This is a genomic window from Methylobacterium tarhaniae, from assembly GCF_001043955.1.
In the GTDB taxonomy this organism is placed as follows: Bacteria; Pseudomonadota; Alphaproteobacteria; order Rhizobiales; family Beijerinckiaceae; genus Methylobacterium; species Methylobacterium tarhaniae.
Window position 1 is genome coordinate 1 of record NZ_LABZ01000086.1, and the last position, 13,254, is coordinate 13,254.

At 59.3% G+C, this 13,254-nt stretch carries 13 protein-coding genes and 2 tRNA genes; 11 read left to right on the top strand and 4 right to left on the bottom strand.

Annotation, left to right across the window (positions count from 1 at the left end):
• Position 1: 1 nt before the first annotated feature.
• Both VQ03_RS13175 and VQ03_RS13180 read left to right on the top strand, forming a co-directional pair.
• Positions 2–72: transfer RNA gene (locus VQ03_RS13175), tRNA-Arg, on the top strand.
• A 107-nt stretch (positions 73–179) separates the two neighbouring features.
• Positions 180–1,184 carry a tyrosine-type recombinase/integrase gene (locus VQ03_RS13180; RefSeq protein WP_048451343.1) on the top strand — a complete coding sequence of 335 codons (1,005 nt, stop codon included), beginning with the start codon at positions 180–182 and terminating at the stop codon, positions 1,182–1,184.
• A 363-nt stretch (positions 1,185–1,547) separates the two neighbouring features.
• Here VQ03_RS13180 and VQ03_RS31910 read toward each other — a convergent pair whose 3' ends face one another.
• The gene (locus VQ03_RS31910; protein ID WP_167376090.1) at positions 1,548–1,976 is read right to left on the bottom strand and encodes a hypothetical protein; all 429 of its coding nucleotides are present in this window, start codon (positions 1,974–1,976) and stop codon (positions 1,548–1,550) included.
• 46 nt (positions 1,977–2,022) lie between these two features.
• Complete coding sequence (locus tag VQ03_RS13190) at positions 2,023–3,021, bottom strand: AraC family transcriptional regulator (protein WP_048451345.1); 999 nt, start codon at positions 3,019–3,021, stop codon at positions 2,023–2,025.
• A 1,407-nt stretch (positions 3,022–4,428) separates the two neighbouring features.
• Here VQ03_RS13190 and VQ03_RS13195 point away from each other — a divergent pair.
• The 5 genes from VQ03_RS13195 to VQ03_RS34610 all read left to right on the top strand — a co-directional run bounded on the left by VQ03_RS13195 (position 4,429) and on the right by VQ03_RS34610 (position 9,913).
• Positions 4,429–5,100 (top strand): recombinase family protein, encoded by a 672-nt coding sequence (locus VQ03_RS13195; RefSeq protein WP_048451346.1) that lies wholly within the window; start codon positions 4,429–4,431, stop codon positions 5,098–5,100.
• 428 nt (positions 5,101–5,528) lie between these two features.
• Complete coding sequence (locus tag VQ03_RS13200; RefSeq protein WP_157064094.1) at positions 5,529–6,161, top strand: hypothetical protein; 633 nt, start codon at positions 5,529–5,531, stop codon at positions 6,159–6,161.
• A gap of 248 nt (positions 6,162–6,409) precedes the next feature.
• The gene (locus tag VQ03_RS13205; protein ID WP_245292073.1) at positions 6,410–7,678 is read left to right on the top strand and encodes a DEAD/DEAH box helicase family protein; all 1,269 of its coding nucleotides are present in this window, start codon (positions 6,410–6,412) and stop codon (positions 7,676–7,678) included.
• A gap of 1,564 nt (positions 7,679–9,242) precedes the next feature.
• Entirely contained in the window at positions 9,243–9,503 is a 261-nt protein-coding gene (locus VQ03_RS35270) for a DUF6894 family protein (protein WP_425350068.1), read from the top strand.
• 167 nt (positions 9,504–9,670) lie between these two features.
• Positions 9,671–9,913, top strand: coding sequence for a hypothetical protein (locus VQ03_RS34610; RefSeq protein ID WP_083467976.1), 243 nt, complete (start codon positions 9,671–9,673; stop codon positions 9,911–9,913).
• 625 nt (positions 9,914–10,538) lie between these two features.
• Here VQ03_RS34610 and VQ03_RS34310 read toward each other — a convergent pair.
• Positions 10,539–10,871: a DUF3761 domain-containing protein gene (locus tag VQ03_RS34310; RefSeq protein WP_208605510.1), complete on the bottom strand. Its 333-nt coding sequence runs from the start codon at positions 10,869–10,871 to the stop codon at positions 10,539–10,541.
• Here VQ03_RS34310 and VQ03_RS33040 point away from each other — a divergent pair, their 5' ends adjacent.
• The 4 genes from VQ03_RS33040 to VQ03_RS13225 all read left to right on the top strand — a co-directional run bounded on the left by VQ03_RS33040 (position 10,872) and on the right by VQ03_RS13225 (position 12,244).
• A complete protein-coding gene (locus VQ03_RS33040; RefSeq protein ID WP_157064095.1) occupies positions 10,872–11,180 on the top strand; it encodes a hypothetical protein in 309 nt (102 codons plus the stop codon).
• 295 nt (positions 11,181–11,475) lie between these two features.
• Positions 11,476–11,552, top strand: a tRNA-Arg gene (locus VQ03_RS13215).
• Positions 11,553–11,732: 180 nt separating this feature from the next.
• Positions 11,733–11,975, top strand: a complete 243-nt coding sequence (locus VQ03_RS13220) for a hypothetical protein (RefSeq protein ID WP_048451349.1) — start codon at positions 11,733–11,735, stop codon at positions 11,973–11,975.
• A 77-nt stretch (positions 11,976–12,052) separates the two neighbouring features.
• The gene (locus tag VQ03_RS13225; protein ID WP_048451350.1) at positions 12,053–12,244 is read left to right on the top strand and encodes a hypothetical protein; all 192 of its coding nucleotides are present in this window, start codon (positions 12,053–12,055) and stop codon (positions 12,242–12,244) included.
• Between the two features lie 472 nt (positions 12,245–12,716).
• Here VQ03_RS13225 and VQ03_RS33770 read toward each other — a convergent pair.
• On the bottom strand, positions 12,717–13,254 hold a 538-nt coding region (locus tag VQ03_RS33770; RefSeq protein WP_048451351.1), incomplete at its 5' end, for a S1 family serine peptidase.

Here is a 13,254-nt window from a genome sequence, read left to right on the forward strand (position 1 = left end):
CGTAGCTCAGCTGGATAGAGCGTTGCCCTCCGAAGGCAAAGGTCACACGTTCGAATCGTGTCGGGTGCGCCACTTCAAGCCTTTGTAAGGCTTAGTGTTTTACCGGCTTCAGCCCTCCTCAACATTCCTGGTCCGACCGGTCTGTCACGCTGCTGTCACAAGCGATGCGGACATGAAGCATGGCGACCATTCGTAAGCGGGGCTCCTCCTGGCAGGCTCAGGTGAGGCGGGACGGGTACCCTGACATCTCGAAATCCTTCAGCACCAAGGCTGATGCGCTCTCATGGGCGAGAGAGAAGGAACGGGCCATCGAGCGGGCCGAACTTCCGGTTGGCCTAAGGCAGGCGGCAGGCACAACCCTGGGCGACCTTCTCAAGCGCTATGAGGTGGAGGTGACTCCCGCCAAACAGGGAGCACGCTTTGAGAAATCCAGGATCAGGACTCTCCTCGCTCATCCGATTGCCCGAGCCTCGTTAGCCAAGCTCTCGCCTGCGTTGGTTGCTCGCTACCGGGATGACCGGTTAGCAAAAGTGAGTGGCGATTCAGTCAGGCGAGAGCTGACAATCCTTCGACACTGCCTGACCGTAGCCATTCGGGAGTGGGACGCCCCTCTATCGAGCAACCCTGTTCACAGCATCGCCCTCCCCTCCCCTTCCAGAGCCCGGGACCAACGGCTTGAAGCAGAGGCAGGCGAGAAGCTCCGTGCTGCCATCGGCTCAGCCCATGCGTGGTACCTGAGGCCCCTGATTGAACTCGCCATCGAGACCGGGATGAGGCGGGGGGAGTTGCTATCCCTGGTGTGGCAGAATGTCAGCCTGGAGAGGAGAACGGCACACCTCCCGATCACCAAGAACGGTCACGCCCGGACTGTGGCACTCACGCCGAAGGCCATCGAGGTGTTGGGGGGCTTGCCGCGGACTGAACCACGGGTCTTCCCGGTGAGCGGCAATGCGGTTCGGTTGGCCTGGGAGAGGCTGAGGGAGAAGGCTGGAGTCCAGGGGCTCCGATTCCACGATCTTCGGCACGAGGCTGTCAGCAGGTTCTTCGAGGCTGGCCTCAGTGTTCCCGAGGTGGCTCTGATGAGTGGGCACCGGGACACAAGGATGCTGATGCGCTACACCCACCTCAGGCCAGAGGCTGTGGCAGAGAAGCTAGCCAGGGCAGCACAAGCTAACCAGGGCTGATCTTCGGAGGCGCTGCGGTTCGATCAGTTCGACTATTAGCAGGAAGTTGGACCACGTAAGTTATCGGATTGGTGACTTGCGTGATCCTTCGATAAACTCGACCGGAACGGTTGCTGACCTCCTTGCAGGGGCTCGCATAGCTGAATTGACGCACCTTGAGCGGAGAGACATCAGGACCGAGGGCGGGGCTGCTTTCGAACCATTGCCGACTTTCGGCCGGCTAAACGTTGTCTGTAATGGCCTCCCTGGCGTTCTCATTATTCCACGAGGTGCGAGGATAGAACAGTCAATTTGCTATCAAACCCTTTGATCGATCGAGCGCCAGGGTTTACATAAATAAGTCGCAATTAGTGCAAATGTCTTCTATCGCCCGCAGCGTTCATAGTCGATCCCGGCTGTGTCCTGCTCGCTGTAGTAGCGCCTCAAGAAACCGTTCGGCATGATTTTCATGAACACCTTCACCTCGTTGGCTGCGACCGCATTCGCGCAATCCAGGATCAAGGTCCTACGCTCACTGTTGGGTTTAGCCGATGCGATCCGGCACGATGCCGCTGGCGTTCGCAGCCAGTTGCCGGTGACGATGAAGGCGGGAGCGAAGAGGTCGAGAGGCTTCTTAAATGATGTTCTCTTCCCTGCCGACGAGTACACCTCCGCACAGTCGCGCCCGCTTAGCACCCAGGCGCCTTGGTAGCCGGACAGGCCACCCCCGGCCGCCCGTGCATCAAACACCGCAACCGATGTCCCGAGACCCAAGCCGAGTGAGGCGACGCGGACAAGACTTGCGAAATCCATTGCGGCTTTCTCCCGGATAAAGCGGAGTTGGATCAGTTGGTAGCTCTCAGTTGCCCTGGCATTCCCTTCGCCATGCGCTAGGTGTAATGCCGGTCCAGCGCTTGAAAGCGTGCGTGAACGCAGCAGGCTCCGAGAATTCCAAGACAGCCGAGATCTCCGCCAAGCTCAGGTTGGTGTCGCTCAGCAAATGCTTGGCCATTACGAGCCGCGTCTGGCTTGCAACGGCCCGGAACGTCGTCCCCTCGGCCTTGAGGCGGCGGGACAGCGTTCGATGACCGATTGCCAGCGACTGCGCGATCAGATCCTTCTGGACCCTATTCTCGGTCATGATCGAGCGCACCTGCCGCCGAACTGCGCCGCTCATGTCGGATGGGACGTCGGCCTCAAGCTGCCGAATGCGCCGCTGTACCGCGTTCCGGATGAAGGGTTTCGCGCCCGCAATGGGATGCCGCAGGACCCGGGTTGGAAACACCAGGGCGGCGATCTCCTGCTCGAACCGGACTGAGCAGCGGAAGAAACGCCTATAAGGGCCAGTGTCAGGAGGTTCCAGGCGTGGCAGCAGTACCTCGTCCGGGCTCCAGTTGGGACCGCACAGCGACCGGAGCACGTTGGTAAGTGCCGCGATGGCTCGCTCGCAGTGAAGCGGGATACCCTCCGCTTCGGGATCGTAGGGGGAGTAGCGCAATGTGGCGACGGCGTCCTCGCTCGTCACCGCGATTAACGCGCCGCGGTTCAGGAGGTCGTAGTGCGTTTCCAGAGCACACAGCGCGTCGCCGATTGTCTCTGAATGCCGCAACAGAGACCCGAGAAGGCCGAGAGAAGCGAGAGTTGTTCGCTGACCGACGAGAAGGCCGAAGTGGGCACATTGGGTTTGGCTGGCCGCGAGGGCCGTAAGCCGGCCTAACGACGCGAACGAGGTGACTTCCGGGGTGATAAATATCCTCGGGTTGATCCCAGCCTGTTTAAACAAATCAACAGGGTCAATGCCTCGTTCTACCAATATTTCGTAGATCGAATAAGCTGCATATACGTGGACGGCGTCCATGGCCTTCGAAGGCTTGATTTTATCGGTAGCTCGGGTGCGTTTGACTCGAACAAAGCTCGAACTGTCACCTGACGTAAGTTTGGAGGGCATGGCAATCCCCGCCTGCACCTTGGTCAGGATTTGATGTTAGAACATGAAGTTGCTGGCGTGGCAATTAACTATTCCGTTGTATTCGCGATTAACGAGTAATATACGACCGGCAGTGAAAAATTAAATTAAGAGCCAACAGCCATCTAATGTTAAACGACATACTCCCTACCGGTATTGGCGCCGAACAAATCTGCCGAGGTGCTAGCGATCACCGGCCGCTCACAACCGCTGAGGTGGCCTAACGCACGAGAAGCGGAACCATGAACGCCCAACTCAGGGTGAGGGTAGTGGCGTCACCTCCCTTGGCAGCCGAGAGAGGACAGTAACGTTGTGGTGGATTGAGACGCCTTTGTGCTGGCGCACCGGCACGTCACTGAGGGAGCAGCCTGCAGCGCACAACCGAGTGCGCTCCCGGTTCAGTTGTCCATTTCCCTACGGTAGTCGAGTGTGCAGCCGCGCATAAAATGCTTTGGATGTCCGCTTTCCACCCCGGGCGATCCTTCGCACCGTCAAGCCGATCGAGTTTTGACAATAGAGTAATGCGAGGGGTTTGCTCCCTCCCCTCGCTCTGCTCTGACGATGCCAGCCTCGATCAAGCCAGGGTCACCCTGCGGACGCGATCCTTGGTCAGCCACCGGCACAGGGGCCACGCCTTGGGACCGAACTCAACTATCTTGGGGGCTTGAGGGTCGGCTGGCGGACCTAAGTGGACCCCTCGCTTCAATCCGCGCAAGATGGTCCTGATGCTGTCGCTGGAGGTCCTCGAAGGTGACCAAGAGCGTCTCAGCTTCTTCAGTCGGCAGGGCTTCCGTAACAGGCGGGCGATGAGGGCACGTTGCTTCGCGATGTGCTGGACACCGTGCTCGACGTGCCGCCTGACCGTATCGAGTTCGGCTTCGCCTTTGCGCATTGAGCATCATAGCAGACGTACCCCGGCCCGGGAGCATCCGCCTTCACACCCCGAGCGAGCCACCAAACGGTCAAGCTGAGCGAGTTCATGTCCTAAATCATCGCAAAAATCTGAGAACCCAACTCTCTACCCGGGTTCAGCCATTTCCCCCGGTGCCACCCCCTCCGGCCCTTTGATTGAGCTACGAGGAAGCCTCGGAAGAACATCGTACAGGCCGACCCGGCTCCCTCCCCACACAGACACCCTCTCCGCTGCCCGAGGTTGGCTCACGGCTGGCCTCTAGGCTCCCTACGTCCCCAACACCCATCATACGAGAACGCTGACCACAGAGCAGCACAGGGGATTGACGAAGGACTTTCTGCGTCATTACCTGACAATCAACGTTCGATGACTAGAGTGTACAGGTCATGGCTCAGGGCAAGTTTGTGTCCTACCTCCGTGTCTCCACGGCTAAGCAGGGGTCATCAGGGCTCGGCCTGGAGGCTCAGCGCAAGGCGGTCGAGGACTACCTGAACGGTGGGCGGTGGAGCGTCATCGAAGAGGTGATCGAGGTCGAGAGCGGCAAGCGGTCGGACAGGCCCAAACTGGCCGAGGCTCTCCGGTTGTGCCGCATCCATGGGGCTACCCTCGTCATCGCCAAGCTGGACCGGCTGAGCCGTGACGCGGCGTTCCTGATGAAGCTCCAGAACGATGGGGTGAAGTTCGTGGCGGCCGACATGCCTCAGGCCAACCACATGGTCGTGGGGATCCTAGCCGTGGTCGCCCAGGCTGAGCGGGAGATGATCTCGGCGCGGACTAAGGCTGCGCTCTGGGCTGCGAAGGCACGGGGGGTCAAGCTCGGTGGGTACCGTGGAGTAACCATCTCACCCGACGCCATAGCCAAGGGCAGAGCTACCCGCGCGGCCCGGGCTCAGGCAAGGGCGGAAGACCTCGGAGAGACGATCAAGGCGATCCAGGCCGAGGGGATCACGTCGCTTAGCGGGGTAGCCAGGGTGCTCAACGAGCGAGGCATTCCGACGCTGAGCGGGAAGGGTAGATGGCAGGCCGTGTCGGTTCAACGGGTGCTAGCGCGGCTTTGAAGGCATGAAAGCCCTGCCACCTGATGCCATTCTGAAAGCACCCTTACCTCACTCAACATCCAACACCCTATTCAACCCTATCATCCCTTAGCTCACACATTGAGCAACCATTCCAGCAGCCATGCTAGCCTGGGTGGGTTGTCTATCAGCCCTTGACCCATGCCAACGTTGCATCATTCATCGTTCTCACAAATAATAACAATGATGAACTCCTGTCCATCATAGCGCACTAACACTATCCATAGCGTAACTAACTCATGCTGTAGTGCGTGCACAACTTCCATGTCCAGTACAGGCGCGGGTCTGAGCCGGCTCCGACTTGACGCCGGCCCGTCGCTGCCGTATTTGAGTTTCAGCCTGTCCGTGTTAGGGCAGGTATGCGGAAAAACAAAATGACTCGGCGGTGTAATGCCTCGGGCTGCCAGACCATGGTAGCTACCGAGCACGGGATCTATTGCTCGAAACACTCTGCGGCAAAACGACGACACGGACATCCGGACCAAAAAGGCATCACTAAGCATGACCTCAAGACTTATCTCGGGATCGTCCACGAAAAGAGGAAGAAGCACGAGGGCAAACTCGCATGGATAAAGATGGAGGAGAAGTGGAGGGATCTTGTAGCAATCGCCAACGGTGTCATTGCCCGGGCAAACGAGGGCAGGGCGATGAATCGATATAAGCGATTAGCCGCGATTGAGATCAGGAAGCTGGCCGATCACGTTGACCCCTCGGAGATAATCGACACGGTCCTTGCTATGTACCTTATGCAAGAACTCGAAGGCCGCCGCTTCAGGAGCGACAATGCGTTCTGGACCCAGCTAGTCCGGAGAGTCCGGGGTCTGACAACGCTTAACGCTGGAGTCCGGATAGACCCTGATACGCGCAAGAAGAGGACAACCTACAGCGAGCTGCCTCCGAAGAGCACCCTAGCCATTGCTTCCTACCTGAGGAGCGCTTTGGGTTCAGCAGGCGTCTTCATAGCTCAAATGGTACGAGACGACAGAGAGCGGGAAGAGGCAGAGCGGAGGAGCTACTTCGAAGCGCTGACGGAGTTGGCCTGACCGGCCCCTCTTATTCTGTAGTCCGGATTTGACGGAAGCAAAACCGGACCTGCTCTCATTCTGAGCTTCTGATCCTGCTCCTCAGAACTGAAGCCTGTTCGTACTAACCCCCTGAACAATAAGCGTTTCCTGGTCCCGTGGAGAGCGGTCGAGAGCGGCTGGAGAACGCCCGAGAGCAGTCATTCCTTATAGGGAAGACACAAGAGATTTGTCTTAATCAGAGACACAAGAAAGGAGACATAAGGGGCATGATCCGTGTCATAGACTCCATTATGGGATCGGGTAAGACGACCTACGTAACCAACCTGTTCAATGACATGTACAATCCTTCACGAAATAAGGAAAGGGTCATTTACGTGACACCCTTTCTCGATGAGGTGAGTCGCATAAAGAAGGAGTGTCCAGAAACCAAGTTCCATGAACCTGATACCGAGTCATTTCGTACCAAGAGGGAACATCTGTCATACCTTGTTGATCGTGGATATAACATAACCACAACCCATTCCTTATTCTCGATGCTGACTAAAGACATATACCAGAAGCTACGACGCTCTAATTACGTCTTGGTGCTAGATGAGGTCATGGAGTGTGTCACTACATACGACTCGTTGTCTAAGTGTGATATCAAGATGCTGTTTGATACTAAGTATATGTACGAAGATAAGGACACCAATGATCTAATATGGGACCATGGCGTCAATGGTGATTACGGAGGTAAGTTCAACGGTGTCATGAACCTCTGTGATAACCGTAAGCTCACCCTCTATAGTGGCAAGGTCATCCTTGAGAAGTTCCCCGCTGACTTCCTTGAGTGCTTCCGAGAAGTTTACATCCTGACATACCTCTTTGAGGGGTCGGCTATGTCAGCCTACCTCAAGGCTCATGGTCACACCTACGAGATGCTCACGCTCAGTGAGGATAGGCGCGAGCTCAAGCCTTGGGCTGAGTACGGAGATGAGAGTTCGAGGAAGTCAGACCTGAAGCAGCTAATCACGATCTACGAAGGTCAAGCCAACCAAGTGGGTACCAAGGTAGGCAAGGCGTGTCCTCTGTCGTCAACTTGGTACGACACTCAGGCGAGGAATAGAACCGGCAAGCTTGAGGTCATGAAGGGCTCTACAGGTCACTTCTTCAAAAAGGTAACCGAGACGAAATCATCACACAATGCATGGACTGTCTTCAAGAAGCATAGAAATGCACTCCAGGGTGATGGGTACACCAAGGGCTGGATCACCTACAACTGTAGAGCCACCAATCAGCATATTGAGAAACGATCTCTAGCCTACCTGTGCAATGTCTATCACAACCCTAACATCGTTCAGTACTTCAAGCAACGCGGCATCGCCTTCAACCAAGATCTCTATGCCCTATCCGAGATGCTTCAGTGGATCTGGAGGTCTCAGGTCAGGAGGCATGACCCCATTCATCTCTTCATCCCGTCTGAACGGATGCGGAACCTGCTGTACCTCTGGCTTAACACCCGGAGTACACCTGAGCTTATCAGCAAACTTAGCTGACTAGCTCACCCCATAGCGGCTCAATGCCGTCTCTGAACCCCTTAACTATGGAGATCGTAATTCATGTCACCAATAAACCCGGCGTCTACCGTGCCTACCTCGGTAACACCCTGCTCTGCACCACCCGTCAGCCCTTCTTCGACGGAGCCAGGGCTCTACTGAAGCTCGGCCACAGTCCCGACGAGGCGTTGAACATGCGCCACCAAGGGAGTGACCGTCCGTCCTTCAAGCCGACCACTATCGGTAAGGCTGCGAGGCTCACTGTCATTGAAACACCCACACTTGGGCCAGTCCTGAAGCCGTTCCGAGAATCGCCATTCTCAGGATAGCAGCAGAACACGCTTTGGAGTGGAACGGTAGCGTCATACACAGCGACGGAGCCATTGCGGGTGCTTTTGTCGCCTGAGCGAAAGCCGGGCCTGCCTGAGCAACGCCTTGCGCAAACATGGGGAGAACTGCGGCTTGTGGTGTTCGCCACCTGTTGTTCTCCCCAGCACTATGTCACAGCAGTGCTCCATAGACAGTGTGCCGTTGATCAAGGGCTACGCGGCGCTTCTGTTCAGGTCGCATAGCTATGATGCTGTTTAGGGGCTAATGATGTCGAGATTTGGACTCCTGCCCGGTATGTTTTTACTACTAACTCTCTGTTCGTCAGCAAGATCACATGCTGGTCAGATCGTTCTAGGTCGGTGTCACATGGAGGAATGTAGCTGGTTTCAAATTCAAGACCGTGACACCGTTCTTGCAAACCAATCCGGATCTCTGATCCGAGTCACGATTGCCACAGGATCCTCTAAGCATCCGGGCGGCTCTTACGAACGAAAGAGTCGAATTACATGGGATCGACCGACTAACTCGTTTGTGTTCTGCTCGAAGTCGCGGCCCTCGGTCATCTACAAGGTTGGCAATGACTGGTTGGCATCCAGACTCTCACCGGGACACTCCGCTGGCGTGGGTGGCTACAACACCTCGGACTATGCAGAGTACTTTTTGGTTTGTCATGGCCTAGCGAAGGCTGACCCAAACGATCTAAGGCTTGCCGCTCGGTTTGGATATGCTGAACACCTCACGGACCAGGTTGGTCAGGTGCGTCTTTCACGGCCGGAGGACATCGCGTATATTCAATGAATGCTGGTGTCTGATGAGGCACGGGCCTATTGATCGATTTCCATGATACGCTCGAAGGCTGAGCCGGTCATCTCCTTACCCCCAGGATCAGCCACCAAGATACCCCTGAAGCCCTGGCGGGTGAGATCCCAAATCTTCTCTGGGGCCTGATCAGCGGTTCTACATGCGAAGGTAAATCAACTGGCCTCTAGGATCTTTCGCCTTCACCTTGAACAAGGCTGACCTCCTGCTCCTATGCGCTGAACATGGGGAGAGAGGAGGCTGATTGTGAGGTGATGCGGTTGGGCGGAGTGGTGTCAGCCCTAAGAACTAAGCCTGCGCTGCCCAGCCCAGATCGCCGACTCGGCAACGTGGGTTAAAGCAAAGGTTGGCCCCTGCACTCAAGGTGCCCTCTCGGGGCTGCATTCCTGCACACAGTCCCGGGAAGGGGGTAGATGTGCAGCGATACTACTTCGATGTTCATGAGCCGAGCGGTTCGACCCGTGACGGCCATGGAGTAGAATGCGACAGTCGAGCTGAAGTCCAGCGTCAGGCTATAAGAACTCTTTGCGAGCTGATCCATCATGCAGCTCCTCAAGCTCCAGAGAGTGTCTGCACTACAGTTCGAGACAGCACTGGCAATTTCGTTTTGGAGGTCGTGCTCATGGTGTCGGTCGATTGGGTGTCCGGAACAGCAGAACGCTCAGCGGAGGGTTAGGACCTTGCTGAGCGAACTGTAGCTTCCTTCGGAGATCGGAGGTCCAACTACCCCTCGCTAGACCGGTTACAGCGCGGCAATACCCTTCCTCGCCCACCTTGACCGAACCAACCGCCCCGTGGCGTGTTCCCTCTTCGTTCTCGATGATTCGGACGGAGGGCACTACGATGCTGGCGAGAGACACCGGACCCATTGAAGGCTCCTCCGCTGCCACCTCATGCCCCGTGGAGGCCATCGCTGCGGCCTACCTTTCGCAGACCTCAGGCGATCCCTCGCTTGCCCTACGCTGTGCCATCACGGATGCCCTGGCCGACCTCCTGGAAGCCGAACGCCGCACCAGGGAGCGCAGCCGGCTCATCTCCCGGGGTTTCGTCCGTGGACGCCTGGATGACACTGGCGATGCGCTTTGACGATCCTCCGCCACCTCGGCCGAAGAACCTCGCCAGCTACCCCTACGTGGTCGTGCGGGTGGCGTGCCCTCAGTGCCGGGACAGACAAGGCAGCTACAGACTCGCGAGGTTGGCCGCGAAGTTCGGCCCGGAGACGCCGCTTGACGAGGTGCTGGACAGGATCGCGATGGACTGCCCATGGCGAGACCCTCCGCGGGGCAGGATCAAGAGCCAGTATGTGCCTAAGTGCAAGGCGCATTTCGTGGACTTGGAGCGGCCCGGGAGACCACCGGATCTGCCTCCGGGGTTGATGAAGTTGCGCCTGGTCAGGGGCGGAAAGGGGTGATGGCAGTCTGCTAGGCATCGCCGCACAAATCCTCACCACCTTGTTAACAAATGGTGCAACCAAGGGCGCGGGATTGAGTTACGTTAATTAGACCTAGGCGAAAAAAAGGGCCACCCCTTGTGAGAGCGGCCCGAAGTCTAGGGAGGAAACGCCCATGAGGGCGAGAGCAGCACGGCGACGCCATCGCTATGCTGCATGGGAGTAACTCGGCGTGTGGCTTGGTGGTTCCTGCGACGGCTGCCGATACAAAGGTCCGCTCCGGCGAGCCTTCTTTTTTGCCAGGGGACCCGGTGAGGAGTGCTACCGAGTCCAGGCGGCGACCTCCTGATGCTCCGAGCACGTGCCGCGGTGGTGCCGGCTGAAGCTCCAGCTCCCATCGCCGCATCTCGCGGTTGCTCCCTCCACCCCGTGCCCATCCCGTGTGTTGGCCGCCTGACCATCGACGTTCGTGCAAGGGTGATGGGAGGTTAGCTCTCCTTCCGCTGGTTCCCAATACTCGTAGGCCGTGGCGGTAATCGCGAGTGCTCCGGCTCCACAGTCAAGCCTATCGTGCGATGTGGCTTGGTGATGACGGGGCGGCCTGGACCAGTTCTCTGGGCCTACCCTGTGATGCTCAGTGGGCCGAGTGATCACGTGACGGTCGAAGCAGCGGCGAACAAGAACCGCGTCTCGGCTGATGGCCTACCTATTTCCAATACGGCTCAGCAAGCATTCATCGCTGAGTCTTCTTCAACGATTGACAAGTCGCCCAGCCATAATGGCGTTCAAGATCGCCTCACGGACATCTTCGGTCAAACTCGAAAACGGCGGGAGATTGATCGCCATGTCTTTGGTGATTGGGAGCTTGTTCTGACCGTCGAATATGGCTGCTGCGCTACGCTTCACTTCTTCGAGGGAGAGCGCCTGCGTCTTCACGAGATCACTAACGGTGAGGGTATGTAGGTCGTGGTGCATCGGGGGTTGCCTGAAGCCAGGTACGCGACTGACAACGGTATATGGGCATTGAGGCCATTCAATGTGCGAATGGGGAGTACCTCCTCACTGCAAGTCCCGATGGGATTTGTCCTTCGAGTGCAGTGCGACCCTTGTCACACTGGTGTCACACCGCGTCACACGAGATAGGCTGATTCTTCCACCTCAGGCCCCTTGCGCTGAACCAGCCGGCTGCTATGTTCATCGGCGTAACGGATTGGCCTGAATGGGGAATTTGTCGAGGGCTACAGAGGCTTCGCGGTCAGCACCCGTAGCTCAGCTGGATAGAGCGTTGCCCTCCGAAGGCAAAGGTCACACGTTCGAATCGTGTCGGGTGCGCCAACATTCTCAACAACTTGGCTGGTTTGCGGCCCTGGTTCTGACAGGGTTGCGGAAGCGCTGCGAAAGCAGCGGGCACCACATTGCGCCCTGGTGTGGTTGGATGACGCACGCTGCCCCGCCTCCGAGAATGGGCGCCCCGCCCCAGCGGCTGGGCAGACCCTCGAGAGGACGACCCGCACGATGCCGATCAAGGCGCTCAACGACCGCAAGAAGCTTTCGTCCGACTTCAACGAGGCCAACGACGCCTTCATCGACGCGGTGCTCGGCGCGCTCCAAGCCGGCGAGATCCCGCTCGATCTCGCCCGGGCCTACCTCGCCCATCCGGTGGCGATGATGCACGCGAGCGGCGCGCAGGCGGTGGCCGACTACTTCGAGCGGATCCTGTCGCAGAAGCCCAAGATCGACTGGACGCCGGGAGCCTGAGGGCGGCACTGCCACGGGGGCGACGCGCGGGGCACATCCCGGGTGCTGTCTGCGCGACGCCGAACAGGGAACCGAGCGTGTACAAGGTAACAGGAACCGACCCTACCGGCCGCGCGCTGACCTTCGCCTGCGGCACTGATCTGCAGGCGCTCGACAAGGTGCGGGAGCTGATGGCGCGAGGCTTCCGCGACATCTCGGTTGCCGATCCCAAGGGGCAGCAGACCAACGGGCCTGCGTTCGAACGCTCGGTCGGCCTCGAATACGACTGACACCCGCCAGGCCTATGTACCGGCGTGAAGCACGCCGCTAAGCCTGAGGCGCGGCGTTCGCCGGTCCCAACCTCCACCCGATCTCATCCTGCCACCGGCGCACGACCTGCGTCGCGAGTGCCCGCGAGCGCTTCCTAGGGTCGGGGGAGCTTGGCATAGGTTGCGCGCACACGGCGGCGGTCGACAGGCTCAAGGCGGGCCCGCGCCTCGATTGATTCCCGCAGCGCGCCGCCGTTGAACTCGGCCCGGTCCAGCATCTCGGCGAGGTCCTGGCCGCGCGGCCCGCAGAGCACGTGCACCAGGCCGCGTAGGCATTGGATCCTGGCACGGACGACCGGCGCAGCATCGCCCGGCTCCTTGCCGTCATCAGGACCGGAGCGTGAAGCCGGACCGCCGCCGCATCACCGCTATCGAGCGGGGTCGCCGCGACGCCGTCAGCCGCCCCGGAATCGAGGACCGTACGCAGCTCCCCCTACCCGCCGCACCGCACCGCCACCACCGCCCCGGCGAAGCGCCCGGCGATGGCGCCGGCGGTGAGCGGCGGGGTGCTGCCGGCAGCTGCCTTCGGAGCCTCGGGACCGAGGAGGGCCTTGAGGGTCTCCAGTCCGACGAGCGGATGGGTGAGCGGCGGCATCACGCCGGCGACGAGACGGGGCTGCGCCGGCAGGCGGGCGACGAGGCCGAGGAGACGGCCGGACCGGTCGAGGACCGGGGCACCGGCGGCGCCTGGCTGGAGCGGGGCGATGAGGCCGGCCCCCGCGATCTCGCCGGTCGTCACGGTCGCACCGTCCGCCCCCGCCGCGAGCACGATGCTGGCCTCTCCCGGGGCGGCCGGGGCCGGGGCGAGGACGGGAGACGACCCGGGCGGGGTGGCGCCTTCGAGGAGCGAGAGGCCGCTCACCTCGTCGCGCCGCAGGACCCGGACCGGCGCGTCGGCGACCCGCGGCGCCGGGCAGGCGCCGGGCAGCACCGCGACGATCCGGCGGGGGCCGACGACGAGGCCGGGGGCG